This is a genomic window from Streptomyces sp. NPDC002935 (assembly GCF_040611295.1).
In the GTDB taxonomy this organism is placed as follows: domain Bacteria; phylum Actinomycetota; class Actinomycetes; order Streptomycetales; family Streptomycetaceae; genus Streptomyces.
On record NZ_JBEXNW010000013.1, the window covers coordinates 93519 to 110240 of the forward strand.

Here is a 16722-nt window from a genome sequence, read left to right on the forward strand (position 1 = left end):
TCGTTCCTGCGCTCCCGGCGCGCTAGTCCAGCGCCCGGGCGGCGACGATCAGCTGCCCGAGGGCCAGACCGCCGTCATTGGGGGGAACCCGGTGGTGCCTCAGTACGGTGAAGCCGTCCCGTTCCAGGACGGCGCCGCAGCCCTCGGTGAGCAGGGCGTTGCAGAACACCCCGCCGCTGAGGGCGACCGTGCGGATGCCGGTCCGGGCTCGTGCCACCGTGCACACCTCCTGGACCAGGTCGACCACGGCCCGATGGAACCGACGGGCCACCGCACCGGCTGTGACGCCGGCCCGGACGTCCGCGACGGCGGCGGCCAGGACCGGCGCCGGATCGGCGATCAGCGGCGTCTCGGGGTCCTGACGGACCGCTCTCAGCATGAACCGGTACGCGTCGTTCCGCTCGTCGTCGGCGAGGGGCCCCGTCAGGTCCGCCAGTGCCGCGGTCTCCAGCTCCATCGCCGCCTGCGCCTCGTACTCCACCCGGTGGCAGACCCCCGCGAGGGAGGACACCGCGTCGAAAAGGCGTCCCATGCTGGACGTGGGCACGCAGTTGAGTCCCCGCTCCAACTGCCGTTCGAGTAGCCGCCGTTCCTCCGGTGTGGCGGCCGCGACGCACGGCAGCTCGTCCCGCCAGGGCAGTCCCGCCGCCCGCAGATGGGACATCGCCATCCGGTACGGATTGCGTACGGCCGCGTCGCCGCCCGGCAGCGGCGCATAGCCCAGATGGGCGAACCGCCGGTATCCGTCGTAGTCGGCGAGCAGCACCTCACCGCCCCACACGGCACCGTCGTCGCCGTAACCGGTCCCGTCGAAGGCGACCCCGATCACCGGGGCCGAACCGTCGAGACCGTGCTCGGCCATGGCTGAGGCGACATGGGCGTGGTGGTGCTGCACCTGGCGCAGCGGCAGACCGCGGGCCTCGGCGGCGCGCCGCGCCCACTGGGTGGCGCGATAGCCGGGATGCCGGTCGGCGATCAGCAGGCGCGGCGCGACGGCGGTGAGGTCCGTCAGATGGCCGGTGGCCCGCTCGAAGGCGGTCAGGGTGGCCAGGTCGTCCATGTCCCCGACGTGCGCGGACAACCAGGCGTACCGGCCGTCCCCGGTGCAGAAGGTGTTCTTCAGATCGCCGCCGACGGCCAGCGCCGGCACCACCGGTACCGGCAGCGCGATCGGGAAGGGGGCGTAGCCGCGCGAACGGCGCACCGGAAGCTCGGCCCCCGCGCAGACCCGTACCACCGAGTCGTCGCAGGGCACATGGATGGGCCGGTCGTGGGCGAGCCAGGCATCGGCCAGCCCCGCCAGCCGGGTCAGCGCCTCGGCGTCGTCGGTGACGATGGGCTCGCCCGAGCGGTTTCCGCTGGTCATGACGAGGACGGCCGGGCCCGGCGGATCACCGGGCAGCCCCAGAAGCAGCCTGTGCACCGGGGTGTACGGGAGCATGAAGCCGAGGTCGGGGCTGCCGGGCGCGACCCCCGCCGCGATCTCGTCGCCCGCCCCCGCCCGCCGCCGCAGCAGGACCACCGGTTTGCGCGGCCCGAGCAGCAACTCCCGCTCCACCGGGCCGACGTGGGCCAGTCGCCGTACGGTCTCCAGGGAGCCGGCCAGCACCGCGAAGGGTTTGCCGCCCCGGTTCTTGCGTTTGCGCAGGGTGCGGACGGCCGCGGGATCGCCCGCGTCGCACGCCAGGTGGTAGCCGCCGATCCCCTTGACCGCCACCACGGCACCCTCGGCCAGCAGCCGACGGGCCTCGGCGAGCGCCTGCCCGTCGCGCAGCTCGCCGGGATCATCGGGCCCGGTGCGCAGTGTGAGCCGGGGACCGCAGGCGGGGCAGGCGATGGGCTGGGCGTGGAAGCGCCGGTCGGCGGGGTCGGTGTACTCCCGGGCGCAGTCCGCGCACATGGGGAAGCCCGCCATGGTGGTGCGGTCACGGTCGTACGGCAACGAGGTCACGATGGTGAACCGCGGGCCGCAGTGCGTGCAGGTGATGAACGGGTGCCGGTATCGCCGGTCCGCGGGGTCCGCCAGCTCGCTCAGGCAGGCGTCGCAGGTGGCGGTGTCCGGGGAGACCAGCGTGCGGCCCGGTCCGCCGGAGGAGGGCCGGATGGTGAACACCGAGCCGTCGTTCTCCGGGGGCACGGCACGGTGCTCGACCGACTCGACGACCGCGAGCGGCGGGGGCCGTGTCCCGATCCGGGCGCAGAACGCGGCCACGTCGGCGGCCGGGCCCTCCACCTCGGCCTCGACGCCCCGCGCGTTGTTGGTGACCCAGCCGGTCAGCCCGAGTTCCTCAGCGAGCGTGTACACGAAGGGCCGGAAGCCCACTCCCTGGACGACGCCCGTGACGGTGATGTGTCTGCGCTCGCGCCCCGGGGTCCGTTTCACCGCCCGTGCCCCTGCGCCCGCGCCGGGCTCCGGCCGGCCCCGGTTTCCCGCTCGTGCGGGTGCCCGTCGGCGTGCGGGTGGCCGTCGCCGTTGGGCTGCCCGTCGTCGTGCGGGTGCCGGTCCGCGTGCGGGTGGCCGGTGCCGTTCTCGTGGCTGTGCAGGTACCGCTCGTGCTGCCGCGCCAGCACGGGCACGTGCGTCTCGTCGCCGGCCGCGCAGCGCAGCACGTGGGCCAGCAGCGCGTCGACCCCCTGGCCGGTGCGGGCCGAGGTCTCCAGGACCGGCACACCGGGATTGACCTGCTGAACACCCCGCAGGAAGGCGTCCCGGTCGAAGCCGACGGCGTCCGCGATGTCCGTCTTGGTGATCACGACCAGATGGGCGAGACCGAAGGCCGCCGGATACTTGACCGGCTTGTCCTCGCCCTCGGTCACCGACGCGAGCGCGATGCGCAGGGTCTCTCCGAGGTCGTAGGAGGCGGGGCAGACGAGGTTGCCGACGTTCTCGACGAACAGGAGCCGGGTGCCCTCGGGCAGCCAGCCTTCGAGCCGCCGCTGGAGCATGCCCGCCTCCAGATGGCAGAGACCGTCGGTGAGGATCTGTTGCACCGGTGCGCCGGAGCGGGCCAGCCGTGTCGCGTCGTTCTCGGTCGCCAGGTCGGCGGTGACGGCGGCGGCCGGGGTCCCGCCCGCTACGGCGCGCGCGAGGAGTTGTTCGAGCAGGGCCGTCTTTCCGCTGCCCGGGCTGGACAGCAGATTCACCGCCACCGCGCCGCGGTCACCCAGATAGCCCCGCAGGGCCAGCGCGTTCTCGTCGTTCTTGGCGAGCACGGCCTGATGCAGGTCAACGGTGCGGCACATGGCTCGCCTCCTCGTCGTGTGTCGGCAGCCCGGCCGGCGTGGCCCTCGGCCCGTCGTCCGCGCCCTTCCCGTCCGGGGGCCCGTCGGCCAGCGTCACCCTGACGATCTCCAGCTCCCGGCCGCGGAGCAGGGTCAGCGTGGCCCCGCACACGGCGCACCACAGCACCGGAGGCATCCCGGTCGGGGCCTCGCGGCCGCAGCCGTCGCAGTGCGCCCGTGCTTCGACAGTCTCGATCACCAGATGTGCCCCCGCCAGCGCGGTGCCCTCCGTCGCCAGGCCGAACGAGAAGTCCAGCGCCTCGGGCACCACCCCCGCGAGTTCGCCGATCCGCAGGGTCAGCGAGGCGACCCCGCGGCCCTGTTCCCGCACGGCCTCCTCGACCTGTTCGACGACCGCCACCGCGATGGACAGCTCATGCACGGCCCTCACCTCCCGCGGCCGAGCCATCGTCGGGCCGTACGGCGCTCGGGTGTGTGCCTCGCGCATGGCTGGTTACTCTGAGAAGACGATGACTGGGCACGAGGTCGAGCGACGCGCACTGCTCACCCCGGTGCTGCTCCTGCTGCTCGCCGAACGCCAAGGGCACGGCTATGAGCTGGTGCAGCGCCTGGGCGCCTTCGGCTGCGCCGACGCCGATCAGGCGCATGTGTACCGGCTGCTGCGGGGCATGGAGAGCAGCGGTGAGGTCACCTCGCACTGGCACGCCTCGGAGAGCGGTCCCGCGCGCCGCGTCTACGCGATCACCCAGCAGGGCGCCATGAACCTCGCTCTGTGGTTCGTGCGTCTGGGCGAACTCCACAGCACCCTGCATCTCTTCCTCGAACGGTATGTGCAGCTCGAGGACGTCGGTGGCCGCGCGGGGCGCGGGGGCGAGGGCCCGGGCGCCGGCGCGCGTGCACCGGATCATGCGCGGACGCCTGATCACATCCGCCGCATGCGCAAGTAGCGGCGGATGTCCGACAGGTTCCTGGCGACTCCGTAGGCCACCACCAGGCCCGCGGCCAGGCCCACCCATTGCCATTCCATCCTTGCCTCCATCGTGGTCAGCCCCTCTGGGGTACAGAGGGAGCTCGGCGTACCAGGTCGAGCACCAGGTCGGCGGCCGCCTCCACGGCCTCGGCCACCGTGGGCGTCAGGCCCATGCCCTCGCTCGTGTCACGGGGTTCGCAGCCGATGACGTACACCTCCTCGGGGAGGGTGCCGCCCGCGCCGGCGTGCAGATCGTGCAGCAGGGCCAGCACGGTGGCGGGGTCCATGGCGTGTGTGTCCAGCGGGCCCGGTTCGGGCCGTGCCGTGGGGGGTTCGGGGCCGACGTCGATCGTGTAGAGCGTCCCCGGCGGGCCCTCGCGGCTGACGGTGTCCACCAGCACGAGGGTCTGATAGCCCTCCAGCAGCCGGTAGGCGAGGTGCACTCCGCGGATGCCGGCGTCCATCAGCTCGACGCCGGGCGGCAGTTCGGGCGTGCGGGCGACGAGCCGCCGTACGGTCTCCACCCCGAACCCGTCGTCCTGGAGGAACACGTTGCCGACTCCGGCGACCAGGACACGGCGTGCTTCCTCCCGCTCGGCCGTACCGGACCCATCGGTGCGATCAGCTCCGGTCGTCATGTCGCCTCCTCCCTCAGCGGGGCCACCTCGTCGGGCTTGAAGTAGAGGAAGCGCCCCTGGGCACGGCGTACGTCGGTCCCGGGATCGTCGTCCACGACGACGGCGAGGTGTGTCTCGCCGTCGAGGTCGCCGACCACGGCCTCGACCGTGGCGTGCCGGCCGAAGAGGAAGGCGTCCTGGGCGTCGGAGCGGCGGGCGCCGGGGGTGAGCCGAACCCTGCTGCCGGCCCGTACGGTCTCACCGTCGATGACGACGACGGCCGGCACCTCGGTGGCCCCGGCGTCCTGCGCAGGGTCCCACCAGGGGTGCCCGGGGCCCTCGGGCAGGCTCAGCCCGGTAGCGGGAGCAGGGGGCAGCGCCTCACCCGGAAGGTCCTCGACCCGAAGGTCGTCGCCGGTGATCTCGCGCAGCCCCCGGATCGCCCCGTGCAGCCGTTCGCGGACCGCTTCCGGCATGTCGTCGACCAGTTCGATGACGTCGGCGGCGCGGGCGTCCGTGCCGCGGGCCTCCCGCTTCTCCCGCTCGGTGAGCGCGGCCGTGCGCAGCGAGAGGATCTCGTCGATCTCGGTGGCGTCGTAGAGGGGCCCCGGGCTCTCCTCGGCGACGGCGGGATGGTCCTCCAGGATGATCGGCGAGGACAGGATGACGTCGTCCGTGCCGGGCGGTCCCGCGAGCACGGGCCAGGTGTGGTCGTTCTGACAGCTCGCGGCGGCCGGCCGGGCCCACTCGGGCGGGTCGGTCAGCGACAGGAACCGTCCCCCGGGCACGCCGAGCAGCAGATGGGTGCCGATCAGGCTGTGGGCGAGCGCGGTCTCCCGGTCGGTACCGGCGCTCTCCGGGGCGACGGTGGTGTTGTGCACGCTCACCGTGAGCCGCAGCACCCGGTAGGGACCCGGCAACTCCTCGATACTTGGCCGCAGTTCACCCGTCAGCCGCTGCCTGTGCCGCACGAGGCGACCGAGCGTCCGGCCCTCGGCGTCGGTCACCGGTTCGTACTCGACGGCCGCCGGAAGGTCGAACCGTACGGCGTGGACCGCCGCCTGATCGCCCATCAGTTCGGCGAGCGACTCGTGGATCAGGACGCGTTCCTCGTGGCCCTCGTCCCACGGCACCAACACCCGGTCGGGAAGGTCGAGTTCGGGAACCTCGGTGTAGCCGCCGTCGGCGTCGAGCCGTTCGACCGTGCGACGTCGTACGTGCAGGAAGCGCAGTTCGGCGTGGAGCCGGTCGCCGTTGCGGGGCTCCAGCAGACATTCGGTGCGCTGGACGGCGTGCTCTCCGGTCGTCGCGGTCCAGGCGGGCGGCACCAGGACGCCGAACTGCCAGCGCAGTTGGTTCTTCGCGGCCGACGCGCGGTAGGGGTAGAGGACGTATCCCTCGAACAGGACGGCGTCCGCCACCGTGCGCGCCTGCGCGAAGCCGTTCTCCAGGGGATTGCTCATGTCAGTCGGCCCCCTTCGCGTCTGCGGTGGCGAGGAGTTCCTCGAACACCCGCTCCCAGGACGGCAGGGCGCGGGAGGAGCGGTAGCGGCGCAGCGCGTCCAGCACGTCCAGCCGCACGCGCAGCCAGCCCGAGTTGGGGAAGTACTGCTCGATCATGTTCCGCCACACGTCCACCGGCATCCGGTACGACGTCTCCTTGTGCCAGGGCACCGGCTCGGCCCGGAAACCGTCCCGGCCGGTGAACACCGTGCCGGAGAAGAGCAGGAGCAGCGGCACCTCACCGCGGGACAGCGCCCGGAAGTACGACGCGGACGCGACCTCCGTGTCGTACGTGCAGGGGACCGGGAGATCGACCTCCGTCGAACCGGTGAACCCCGGGACCGTGACGGAGGCGTGGGCGAACTGGAGCGGCTTGAGCGTGCTGCTCCAGCGGCTCGGCTCGCCGAACAGGTCACCCAGCATGCCGACCTCCTCCGGCTCGTACGTTCGACCGGCGGGCTCGATACGGATCTGGCAGCGCAGCGCGACGGCGTGCACCGGCTGGTGATCGGCCTCCTCGATGCGCAGCCCGAACAACAGCGTGGGCCCGGCTCCGTACGGCTCGGGACGCACACCGGTGCAGCTGAACTGGAGATCGGTCACGGGGCGCCCCCGGAGTGCGTGTCCGGGCCCGCGGATTCCGCCGGAGCGGCGGGGAGACGGGATTCCGCCGATGCGGGGGAGGACCCGGGCCGTGCCGCTGCGACGGTGGGCCCGGGTTCCGCCTCCAGCGGCCGGGCGGCCGCCGTGATCCGCTCGAAGAACTCCGCGATGTCCGCGCGTGCCTCGGCACCGCCGTCGAAGCCCTTCCAGTGCAGCCGCATCCGGCCGACCAACTCGTAGCAGACGTCGACCGGGACGAGCGTGCAGGTGACCGAGTCGCCCCGTCCGCGGTGCAGCAGCAGCGCCTCCACATCGGGTTCCAGCAGCTCCGCGAGCCGACTGCGTCCGAGGACCGCGTCCCAGGTCTGCGGATCGAGTTCGCTTTCGGTGGCGCCCGCCGGGCTCGGGTAGAAGGCCGCGAGCCGGTCGAGGTCGGAGTTACGGAAGAAGAACGCGAGAGCGACGGGGATCTGCAGCCGGTTCCAGTCCGCCTCGTCCAGGTCGAACCCCGGATCGGTGAGATACCGGCCCGGGACCGCCCGGAAGCGGCCCTGTCCGGCACCCGGCCGGGTGAAGAGCAGATGGCAGGGCGGGCAGGCGCATTTCAGGGACCGCCGGACGGTGTCGACGAGATGCCGGTGCTCGGCGGGCAGCGGCTCCCCGCACAGGTCGCAACGTTCGCCCGCGGGAGGCGGCCGCCGGGTGAACTGCTTGAGGACGTCGGTGGTCATGGCCCCGCCCCCAGCAGCTCGCCGGGCAGCGCCACCCGCACCGATCCGTCCTCCTCCAGCAGCGGTACGGGCTCCAGGTGGGCCCTCTCGCCCCGGCCCGCCCGGTGCACGTCGAACGCGGCGGCGCAGCCCGCGCACCGCAGCAGTTCGCCGTCCAGGACCGCGGGAGCGAGGCTCGATCCGCAGACCGGGCAGCGGTCGCGGTACGCGTACAGCTGTCCCGGCAGGCGCACGATCAGCAGGGTGCGGCCGGCGACCTCGGTGACGCCGGTGGCCCGGTCGCCCAGGGGCAGCGCGCGGGGGCCGAGCGTGTACCAGCGCGCCGGGTCGCCCGGCCGCTCGGACGCGGGCGGCACGGCCGGCACGGCCGCTTCGCCCGGAGCGTCGTCGGGGCGGTGCGGCAGGATCTGGAGCAGGGCCGGCTGCGGGTTCTCCTCGGCCATTCCCTCGACCTCGATGTGCGCGACCTCGGGGGCGATCCGGGCGACCGCCTCCTCGATCGTCCAGCGCACGGTCTGGGTGGAGGAGGGACAGCCGTCGCAGCTGCCGCGCAGCCTGAGCCGCAGTGTCGGGCCGTCGGCCGCCTCCATGTCGAGCCCGGCCACCTCGACGTCGCCCGCGTGCGAGCCGAGGTAGGGACGGACCTTGTCGAGGGCCCGGCCCACCCGGGTCGCGGTGTCCTCGGGATGCAGATCGTGCAGGATCAGCAGATCGCTGACGAGTTCGTCGGCGGTGAGGACGGCGAGCGGATCCGTGCCGTCCGGCGCGGAGCGCAGCAGGCGTACGGTCCGGGCCAGGCCCTCGCCGTAGAACTCCATGAGGCAGCGCACGAGTTCGTCCGCGGTGTCGCGCGCCTCCGGTCCCGCCTGCTGCGCCAGCTCGTCGAGCAGCGCGCCTATCCGCTCACCCGTCTCCTGTCCGGCCATCGGCAAACCCCTCTTCTGAGGAAGGTCAGATCCTGGGCAAGGTCAGATCGATCCCGGCGAGGTCAGACCGCCAGTCCGCTCAGCCCCGTCGGCATGTGCGTCTGCTGGACGGTCTTCCCGCCGCCGACGTACATGTGCACCCCGCACGGCAGGCACGGGTCGAAGCTGCGGACGGCCCGCATGATGTCGATGCCCTTGAAGTTCTCGGGCGGGTTCTCCTCGAAGATGGGGGTGTTCTGCACCGCGTCCTCGTACGGGCCCGGTGTGCCGTAGCTGTCGCGCACGCTGCCGTTCCAGGGCGTCGGCGGATACGGGTGGTAGTTGGCGATCTTGCCGTCCCTGATCACCATGTGGTGGGACAGCACGCCCCGGACCGCCTCGGTGAAGCCGCAGCCGATCGACTCGTCCGGCACGTCGAACTTCTCCCAGGTCTGGGTGCGTCCGGCGCGCACCTCCTCCATCGCCCGCTCGGCGAAGTGGAGGGCGGCCGCGGCGGCGTAAGCCTGGAAGTAGGTGCGGGCCCGGTTGCGTTCGAGGGCGTTGCTCCACTGCGGGATCTTCCACTCCAGCGCCATCTCCGGCTTGGTCATCGTGCGCGGCAGGTTGATCTGCACACTGTGCCCCGTGGCCTTGATGTAGCCGATGTCGACGAGTCCGGACAGCGCCGTGGACCACAGGCGGGCGATCGGGCCGCCGCCGGTGTCCAGGGCCAGATGGTCGGTGCCGTCGAACCAGCGCGGCGACATGACCCAGCTGTACTTGTCCTCGAAGTCCCGCTTCTGCGGGGCCGGGATGGTGTGCTGGTTCCACGGGTGCCGCTCGTCGACGGGGTTGCCGAGCGGGTCCCGCTCGACGAACTTCTCCATGCCCGACCAGTCCTCGTAGTACGAGCTGCCGAGCAGGATGCGGATGCCCAGGTTGATGTCGACGAGGCTGTTGGTGATCAGCTTGCCGTCCACGATGACACCCGGGGTGACGAACATCCGCCGGCCCCAGTTCTCCATGTTGGCGTACTGGAAGTCGCAGTACTCCGGGTCGTTCAGCGCGCCCCAGCACCCCAGCAGCACCCGGCGCCTGCCCACTTCCTCGTACCCGGGCAGTGCCTCGTAGAAGAAGTCGAAGAGGTCGTCGTGGAGCGGGACGACCCGCTTCATGAACTCCACGTAGCGGGTGAGCCGGGTCAGGTAGTCGGTGAAGAGCTGGATGGTCGCGACCGTGCCGACGCCGCCCGGGTAGAGCGTGGAGGGGTGCACATGGCGGCCCTCCATCAGACAGAACATCTCCCGTGTGTAGCGGCTCACTTGGAGCGCCTCACGGTAGAACTCGCCCTCCAGCGGGTTGAGCGAGCGCATGATGTCGGCGATGGTGCGGTAGCCGTGGTCGGCCGCGTGCGGGGCCTCGGTGCGCTCGGCGAGTTCGAGCACGCCGGGGTTGGTCTCCCGGACCATCCGCTCGCAGTAGTCCACGCCGACCAGGTTCTCCTGGAAGATGTTGTGGTCGAACATGTACTCCGCGGCCTCGCCGAGGTTGATGATCCACTCGCCGAGGTGCGGGGGTGCCACGCCGTACGCCATGTTCTGGGCGTAGACCGAGCAGGTGGCGTGGTTGTCGCCGCAGATGCCGCAGATCCGGCTGGTGATGAAGTGCGCGTCACGCGGGTCCTTGCCGCGCATGAACACGCTGTACCCGCGGAAGACGGACGAGGTGCTGTAGCACTCCGCGACCCGCTTCGCCTTGAAGTCGATCTTGGTGTGGATGCCGAGACTGCCCACGATGCGGGTGATCGGGTCCCACGACATCTCCGTGAGGCCGTCACCGGCCGGCTTGTTCGTCGCCGTCGCCATGGTGCCGCGCCACCTTCCTGTCGAGTGTCCTGCTCAGCGGGTGGGTAACCGTGGTCACCACGGGGCCTTGTAGCCGGTCGTGAGCTCCTCGCCCTTGCCGCGCCACTTCGGTTCCTTGTCGACGGTCTTCGCGGTGATGTTCCGCAGCCGCCGTATGACCGAGCCGTAGATGCCGCTCGCCGTCGCGGACACATGGCCGCCCGGCGGCTCGTCCATGAACGGCATGAACTTGTCGGGGAAGCCCGGCATGGTGCAGGCGATGCAGATGCCGCCGACGTTCGGGCAGCCGCCCACGCCGTTGATCCAGCCGCGCTTGGGCACGTTGCACTTGACCACCGGGCCCCAGCAGCCGAGCTTGACCAGACACTCCGGCGATCCGTACTCGGTCGCGAACTGCCCCTGCTCGTAGTAGCCGGCACGGTCACAGCCCTCGTGCACCGTGGCGCCGAACAGCCAGGTCGGCCGCAGTTCCTCGTCCAGCGGGATCATGGGCGCCGCGCCCGCCGCCTGGTACAGCAGGTAGAGCAGGGTCTCGGAGGCGTTGTCCGGGTGCACGGGACAGCCCGGGATGCAGACGATCGGGATGCCCGCCTTGGACTTCCACTCCCAGCCCAGGTAGTCGGGCACCCCCATCGCGCCCGTCGGGTTGCCGGCCATCGCGTGGATACCGCCGTACGTCGCACAGGTGCCGATCGCGACGACGGCGAGCGCCTTGGGGGTGAGCCGGTCCAGCCACTCACTGGTGGTGATCGGCTGACCCGTCTCCGGATCGTCCCCGAAGCCGCACCAGTAGCCCTCCGGCTTGACCCGCTCGTTCGGAATGGACCCCTCGACGACCAGCACGAAGGGCTCCAGCTCGCCCCGGTCGGCCTTGAAGAACCATTCGACGAAATTGTCCGCGCCCTGCACGGGCCCGCACTCGAAGTCGATCAGGGGCCAGTGGACCGCCACCTTGGGCAGTCCTGGCAGGGCACCGAGTGCCAGCTCCTCGATGCTCGGCTGGGTCGCGGCGGTCAGCGACACCGAGTCCCCGTCGCAGCTCAGCCCCGCGTTGATCCAGAGAATGTGGACGGTCGGGTCCTCCTGCGCGTCGTCCTGCGCGGCGGGGTCGGCCGTCGTCGCGGTCGGGGCGTCCATGAGCCCTCCTGGGAATCAGCTCATTCAGGTCATAACTGTGCAAACAGCCTTTCCCATGGTGACCGCCCAGGAGCACCGGCGGTAAGTGCGAACGGGCCCTATCGCCCGCGCGCACTGTCACCGCGGGCCCGCGACGGGAAAGGATCTTGCCAGGGCGTCGGTCGCACGGTAGACCCTGACCCTGGGCCTCGATCGGATGGCACAAGGGGGTGTGCGCGATACCGCACACAGGGCGTGGACGGGGTTGCCGATGAACCAGTGGGTCGGAATCGTCGCACTGCGCGACGCGCCGAGTGCCGTGGCCATGCCGCTGCACCGCATGGCCGCCGCCATCGCCACGGCGCATCGCATACGGAGCTACGTACTGAGCGGCGGACGCGAGGTGCGGTACGCGGATGTACGCGAGGCATTGCGTGCCATCGGCCGCCGGTACGCCTCCGCGGACGCACTGGGCCGCTCCGCCGCGGCGTTCACGGCGGCCAGGTTCTTCGCCGACCACACCGACGCGTGGCGTGAACTCCCCTGGTGGCTGCAGCACGATCTGGGCGAGGAACTCGACCGCCGTCGCACCGGTCGGCGGTCCACCGCCCCGGCTCGGCCCGCGTCACGCCGGCAGCCCGATTCCTCCCCGATCCCGTCGCCTGCCTCACGGTCGCCGCTGCCGCGCAAGGTCGCGCGCACGCACACGTCCCACCTCGCCACGACCCGCACGGCCGACCGCGAGCTGGATGCCCTCGACATCGTCCGGCCGCCCCTCGCTGATCCGGGGGAGGCCTTCGACGCCATCGAGCTGCCCGCGGCGCTCACGGACTGGTTGGAGACGGCCGGCTGCTCGCCGGCGGACGACCCTGTGCGCGCTCGGTGGATCCGTATCGCCACGCTGCACACCAGCTTCGTGTACGAGCGGACCACCGGTCCCGTGAGCCTGGTGGGGCCCCATCTGCTCCCCATGCTCGGCTCCCTGGGAGCGACCTGGCTCGACCTGCTCGTCCTGGACACCTTCGTCGCCGATCCCACGATCGCCGACGAGGGGGAGCAGTCGGCCCGGCTCGCCCGGACCGGGCCGAGCACCCTCGCGAGCCTCGGCCGGTGGGCGGCCCGCACCGGATTCGTACGGCGTGGACGGGGTGAGCAGCTCACGGACACGGCCGGTGTCTTCGAGATGGTGGCACTTCAGCTCATCGGGGCCCTCGTCCTGACCGGAGCGCAGAAACCGCTGCTCACGCTCGTGGAAGAGCACGTCCGGTCGGCGGGGAGCGGTGACGCCGACGCGTCCGACCCGCCTGGCCACCAGGACTGGTACACCCTCCTGCAACAGCAGCCCCGCGCCCGGGAAACGGAGTGGGAGTTCACGGCCTCAGGACCTCAGCACTCGCTCTCCTTCTCGGGCACCGTACGGACCCCCGACGGTCGGAGCGCGGTGGCGACGGGCGCGTCGAAGAAGGCAGCTCGCCAGGCCGCGTCCCGGGAGTTCCTGCGGATCCATCTGCCGGAGGCGATGAAGCAGACGCCCACGACGGCCGCCGTCCCGCACGGCCGGGTCCCACCTCCCCTCCGGTACTCGGGCGACGAGCCCGGTCACGCCCAGGCCGTCGACGATCTGCGGGCGGCGTTCGAACTGACCCGGGCCGCGGATCCGTGGCTGTCCCAGGCACTCATACACCGCTCCTGGACATACGAGAATCCACGGGCCTCGGCTTCATCCCGGCAGCGCAGCAACACGCTGCTGGCGCACCACGGTTCGCACGTGGCCCGCGCGCTCATGGCGTACGACAGGGCCTTGGAAGCGGCCGGGCGAGGGCTGCGTCCGACAGCCGAGGAGGCGAGGATCAGCTCGGTCGCCAATACCGAGTGCCGGCGGCTCGGAGCGGTCCTGCACCTGGTTCCCGGCATGCTCATCGGCGCGGGCGAGCGCAAGAACCCGCTCAGCGATCCGAGTGACGGAGCGGCGCAGGCGGTCCTGGCGGTCGCGTGGCGGCACCGGGGCACCCGGCTGCTCGTACGGCGTCCACGCGTGCTGCACGAATGGCTCGTCGGCATGGACTACGGGTTTGATCCCTCGACCCAGCTGGAGAGGCTGTGCAGCCGCTTCGGCATCACCATGGAATCCGACTTCTTCGTCCGGGGGCCGGACCATGGACAAGAGCGCCTCTGTGAACTGACCTTCACCGGCTCGGACAGGGCGGTCCGCTGGTCCGGACAGGCTCTTCGAGGCGGGAAGACCCAGGCGAAGCACCAGGCCGCCCACGAGGTTCTGGAGCTGCTGCACGCGCATGCGGAGGGCTCCCGCCCCGCATGGTCACCTCAGGAGCGAGAGCTACTGGGGTTCCTGCTGCGGCAACAACTCATCCAGGCACCGTCCCTGTCCGGGAAGCAACAACAGCGCTGTGTCCAGGGCGGCGAGCTGGGCCTCGACCTGCTGGCAACCGGTGACGACGCCGCGTTCCGCGACTGGGCCGCCCGGACGACCGACCTCACGGGCGCCCTGCCCGCGGGGGCCTCCGACGGACTGCTCCGCTTCTACACCGGGTGTCTCGGGCTGGTCCGGTACGGCGCCGACTCCCCGCTCCGCAACGCGCTGCGTGAAGCCTCGGTCGGATGCGCCACGCCGGCGCTCGCGCACGCTGCCCGGGCGGCCCTCCGCGCCGCGGCCTCGACCACCGACCCGGGGTCCACCCTGCGCGGAGTGCTCGGGTCATGGTGGACCGAGCCCGCCGAAGCGCGCCGGGTCCGGATGCAGGACGAGGCCGGGCCCCAGGGCGCCGCCCTGCTCGACGGCGGCGAAGCCGCCGCGCTGCGAGCGGTGCTGGACTGGACGGCGCGGGCGGCACGGTCCGTGGACCGGGCCGTCGCCGTGGATCTGTCCTTGGACGGAGGGCGGCCGTATCTGCTGATGGGAATCGACGGGGTCGACCTCCCCGCCACCTGTGACGCCCTGGTGTCCTTGCTGACGGAGGTGGTCCCGTCGATGAGGTGTACGGCGGCCGACGGCGGTCTGCTCGTCCACTGGAGACCCGCTGGGGCAACCGGCCAGGACGCGGAGAAGCCCGGGAACCCGCTGGCGGAGGCCGGACTCACGGCACTGACCCAACCTCTGGAAGTCCCCCGTGACCTGATGCCCGTACGCCCTGAGACCGACACCCCCGGCACAGCCGGAGGAGCCGACAGCACCCTGGCCTGACCGGCGGGGGCACCCCTGGCACGAGGACAAGCCTCGTGCCAGGGGTGCGGTCGAACACGTCAGGGTCTGCCGTGCGGGTCAGCGTACGGCGCAGGCACTGATCAGGGTCTGTTCGATCCGGCTGCCGTTGGCGTCCCATGCCTTGACGCGCAGCGATACGTAGCCCGATTCCGGGTTGCGCAGGGTCACCGTGTAGCTGTCTCCGGCCAGAGCAGAGCGAGGTTCTCCTGGTCGCTCGCCGGCCGCGCGGACCTGAAGGTCCAGGCGGTGCTGGTCCGCGTGGACAGCGGGAACCACGCCGGACGTGAAGTGTCGAGGGTGACACGGTAGGTCGCCGGATCGGGGCTGACCGGCAGCGTGGTCAGCGAGAGTCGCGGCGCCTCCCGAGGTGTTCGGCCGCCGGTGTCGTCGTCCCGTACGGCACGCCGAGAAGCACCATGGCGCGGGCTGCCTTGGCCGGGTTGTGCCCGAGGTCGGGCAGCGCTCGTTCCATCTCGATCCGGGACTGCTCGAACGCCTCCATCTGCTGCAGCAGCCGGGCGACATGGAAGCGAATCTCCGCCGCATCACTCGGCGTCGGCTCCCCGGTGTCCAGCACGAGGCGGAGAGCGTCCATCAGTTCGCGGTAGCGTTCGTGCCCGCTGAGCAGAGAGAACGGAACCTTGCCGGTCAGCCGCACCACGTCGGCGGGCGGCAGATCGGCGGTCAGCGCGGTTCCAGATCAGCCTGACGGACTCCTCGACCGCGAGCGGAAGCCCGTCGGTCCGGTCGTGCAGGATGGTCGCGCACGCGTCGGAAACCCGTTCCCCACCCAGCATCGAGGTCATCATCGCGGCAGGACCGGGGACATCCAACGGCTCCAACGACAGCCGCAGCCGCGCCCGCCGGTTGCCGCGACGACAACCGCAGCAGCAGGGAGTTCGGCGCGACCTCCTCCGGGCGATAGCTCACGAGCAGACTGACCTGTTGTCGCGGACGCGATGCCAGGAACAGCAGAAACTCCAGGGTTGCCTCATCCGCCCAGTGCACGTCCTCAACCGCGAGCACCCCGATCCCGAGCCGTTCGAGGACCTCCTCGATGGCCCGGACAGTCGGTGTCGTGCCGCTGCCGCGTCTTCGGCCGGGTCGGGTGTGGGCGGCAACGCCGATGCCCACTCGGGGAACAGCGGCCGGAGGGCCCCCGCCAGCCCGCTCAGGCCGAGCCCGGCGATGTCCTCGGTCGCCGTCGGATCGCGTCCACCACCGGCCCGAGCGTGAAGGGCTGTTGAACAGCCGGACAAGCCGCCGGCAGCACCCGCTGCCGGGTCGGGGCATGCCCCGCGAGCAGCTCCTGGACCAGTCGGCTCTTGCCGATCCCGGCCTCGCCCTCGATCAGCACGACCACGGGCGGGTCGGACAACGCCCCTCGCAAGACGGCGAGTTCACCCTCGCGTCCGACCTAGACGGGTGATGCGATCGCCGGTAGGTCGCGTGTGCCGGAATCGCTGGTAGACATTCGCCCCACCGTGGGAGACAGACGATGGCGTGTCCGAACCGTCGTCTTCCGAGAACAAGATGATCAGAGGCTACAAGGCGGCGTGGCGGAGGGGTAGGCCGCGTTCACAGGCGTGGTGCAGAAGGCGATCACGGTCCAGGGGTTCACCGCGATGCGGTGGTGGGCTCGGGGCGCGCCGATGCCGCGGCGGCCCTGTGGCGCCCTGCGGTCATTGCCGGCGCCCTGCAGGGGGCGTAGATCATGAGTGTCATCGAATCTCGTCGAGCGCCGCAGCGGCCTCCGTCCTGGAGCGACAGCTCTGAAAGGGCTCACTGAACGTCAGGCCCGCCAGCACCACGCAATTCGACACGTATGCCCGAATTATCCATGACGTGTCGGACATCACTGGGTCCGGCTCGACTTGGCCAACTCGGCTGCACGGCAAGAATTTCCCGGGGTCATAGGCATGTTTCGACATTGACCAGGCACTTGC

At 71.3% G+C, this 16722-nt stretch carries 14 protein-coding genes and 1 pseudogene; 2 read left to right on the top strand and 13 right to left on the bottom strand.

The genetic code is table 11. The features are described from left to right. Nucleotides 1-22 precede the first annotated feature (22 nt). The 3 genes from hypF to ABZX90_RS19640 are packed head-to-tail and all read right to left on the bottom strand — an operon-like array spanning nt 23 to nt 3664. Nucleotides 23-2383, bottom strand: coding sequence for a carbamoyltransferase HypF (gene hypF, locus ABZX90_RS19630; RefSeq protein ID WP_355206396.1), 2361 nt, complete (start codon nt 2381-2383; stop codon nt 23-25). After that, complete coding sequence (hypB, locus tag ABZX90_RS19635; protein WP_355206399.1) at nt 2380-3243, bottom strand: hydrogenase nickel incorporation protein HypB; 864 nt, start codon at nt 3241-3243, stop codon at nt 2380-2382. Before hypB ends, hypF begins: the two co-directional genes overlap by 4 nt. Next, entirely contained in the window at nt 3227-3664 is a 438-nt protein-coding gene (locus ABZX90_RS19640; RefSeq protein ID WP_351127062.1) for a hydrogenase maturation nickel metallochaperone HypA, read from the bottom strand. The genes hypB and ABZX90_RS19640 overlap by 17 nt, the downstream gene beginning before the upstream one ends. A gap of 88 nt (nt 3665-3752) precedes the next feature. Between ABZX90_RS19640 and ABZX90_RS19645 the strand changes: the two genes are divergently transcribed. Further along, nucleotides 3753-4190: a helix-turn-helix transcriptional regulator gene (locus ABZX90_RS19645; RefSeq protein ID WP_351127064.1), complete on the top strand. Its 438-nt coding sequence runs from the start codon at nt 3753-3755 to the stop codon at nt 4188-4190. Nucleotides 4191-4287: 97 nt separating this feature from the next. On the opposite strand, the gene ABZX90_RS19650 is transcribed toward ABZX90_RS19645, so the two are convergent. The 7 genes from ABZX90_RS19650 to ABZX90_RS19680 form a co-directional block, all read right to left on the bottom strand. Continuing rightward, on the bottom strand, nt 4288-4851 hold the full coding sequence (locus tag ABZX90_RS19650; RefSeq protein ID WP_355206403.1) for a hydrogenase maturation protease: 564 nt from the start codon (nt 4849-4851) through the stop codon (nt 4288-4290). Beyond that, the gene (locus tag ABZX90_RS19655; RefSeq protein WP_355206406.1) at nt 4848-6293 is read right to left on the bottom strand and encodes a hypothetical protein; all 1446 of its coding nucleotides are present in this window, start codon (nt 6291-6293) and stop codon (nt 4848-4850) included. Before ABZX90_RS19655 ends, ABZX90_RS19650 begins: the two co-directional genes overlap by 4 nt. Nucleotide 6294: 1 nt before the next feature. Continuing rightward, nucleotides 6295-6936, bottom strand: a complete 642-nt coding sequence (locus ABZX90_RS19660; RefSeq protein ID WP_351127070.1) for a DUF6084 family protein — start codon at nt 6934-6936, stop codon at nt 6295-6297. Next, entirely contained in the window at nt 6933-7667 is a 735-nt protein-coding gene (locus tag ABZX90_RS19665) for a DUF5947 family protein (RefSeq protein WP_355206409.1), read from the bottom strand. The genes ABZX90_RS19660 and ABZX90_RS19665 overlap by 4 nt, the downstream gene beginning before the upstream one ends. Further along, nucleotides 7664-8593: a NifU family protein gene (locus tag ABZX90_RS19670; protein ID WP_355206412.1), complete on the bottom strand. Its 930-nt coding sequence runs from the start codon at nt 8591-8593 to the stop codon at nt 7664-7666. Before ABZX90_RS19670 ends, ABZX90_RS19665 begins: the two co-directional genes overlap by 4 nt. Nucleotides 8594-8655: 62 nt before the next feature. Beyond that, on the bottom strand, nt 8656-10437 hold the full coding sequence (locus tag ABZX90_RS19675; protein ID WP_351127075.1) for a nickel-dependent hydrogenase large subunit: 1782 nt from the start codon (nt 10435-10437) through the stop codon (nt 8656-8658). A gap of 54 nt (nt 10438-10491) precedes the next feature. Further along, nucleotides 10492-11574 carry a hydrogenase expression protein HypE gene (locus ABZX90_RS19680; RefSeq protein WP_351127077.1) on the bottom strand — a complete coding sequence of 361 codons (1083 nt, stop codon included), beginning with the start codon at nt 11572-11574 and terminating at the stop codon, nt 10492-10494. Nucleotides 11575-11824: 250 nt separating this feature from the next. On the opposite strand from ABZX90_RS19680, the gene ABZX90_RS19685 reads away from it, so the two are divergent. Continuing rightward, nucleotides 11825-14755: a hypothetical protein gene (locus ABZX90_RS19685; RefSeq protein WP_355206416.1), complete on the top strand. Its 2931-nt coding sequence runs from the start codon at nt 11825-11827 to the stop codon at nt 14753-14755. A gap of 78 nt (nt 14756-14833) precedes the next feature. On the opposite strand, the gene ABZX90_RS19690 is transcribed toward ABZX90_RS19685, so the two are convergent. The 3 genes and pseudogenes from ABZX90_RS19690 to ABZX90_RS19700 all read right to left on the bottom strand — a co-directional run. After that, nucleotides 14834-15052: a hypothetical protein gene (locus ABZX90_RS19690; protein ID WP_351127081.1), complete on the bottom strand. Its 219-nt coding sequence runs from the start codon at nt 15050-15052 to the stop codon at nt 14834-14836. Nucleotides 15053-15116: 64 nt separating this feature from the next. After that, entirely contained in the window at nt 15117-15371 is a 255-nt protein-coding gene (locus ABZX90_RS19695) for a hypothetical protein (RefSeq protein ID WP_351127083.1), read from the bottom strand. A gap of 576 nt (nt 15372-15947) precedes the next feature. Next, nucleotides 15948-16181: pseudogene (locus ABZX90_RS19700) on the bottom strand (hypothetical protein); the annotation flags it as partial. Nucleotides 16182-16722 lie beyond the last annotated feature (541 nt).

What these genes read in the sequence shown, in the direction of transcription:
- ABZX90_RS19665 (WP_355206409.1), bottom strand. Translation starts at nt 7,667, where the DNA reads ATGACCACCGACGTCCTCAAGCAGTTCACCCGGCGGCCGCCTCCCGCG.
- ABZX90_RS19670 (WP_355206412.1), bottom strand. Translation starts at nt 8,593, where the DNA reads ATGGCCGGACAGGAGACGGGTGAGCGGATAGGCGCGCTGCTCGACGAG.
- ABZX90_RS19685 (WP_355206416.1), top strand. Translation starts at nt 11,825, where the DNA reads ATGAACCAGTGGGTCGGAATCGTCGCACTGCGCGACGCGCCGAGTGCC.
- ABZX90_RS19675 (WP_351127075.1), bottom strand. Translation starts at nt 10,437, where the DNA reads ATGGCGACGGCGACGAACAAGCCGGCCGGTGACGGCCTCACGGAGATG.
- hypB (WP_355206399.1), bottom strand. Translation starts at nt 3,243, where the DNA reads ATGTGCCGCACCGTTGACCTGCATCAGGCCGTGCTCGCCAAGAACGAC.
- ABZX90_RS19655 (WP_355206406.1), bottom strand. Translation starts at nt 6,293, where the DNA reads ATGAGCAATCCCCTGGAGAACGGCTTCGCGCAGGCGCGCACGGTGGCG.
- ABZX90_RS19695 (WP_351127083.1), bottom strand. Translation starts at nt 15,371, where the DNA reads ATGGACGCTCTCCGCCTCGTGCTGGACACCGGGGAGCCGACGCCGAGT.
- ABZX90_RS19645 (WP_351127064.1), top strand. Translation starts at nt 3,753, where the DNA reads ATGACTGGGCACGAGGTCGAGCGACGCGCACTGCTCACCCCGGTGCTG.
- ABZX90_RS19680 (WP_351127077.1), bottom strand. Translation starts at nt 11,574, where the DNA reads ATGGACGCCCCGACCGCGACGACGGCCGACCCCGCCGCGCAGGACGAC.
- ABZX90_RS19650 (WP_355206403.1), bottom strand. Translation starts at nt 4,851, where the DNA reads ATGACGACCGGAGCTGATCGCACCGATGGGTCCGGTACGGCCGAGCGG.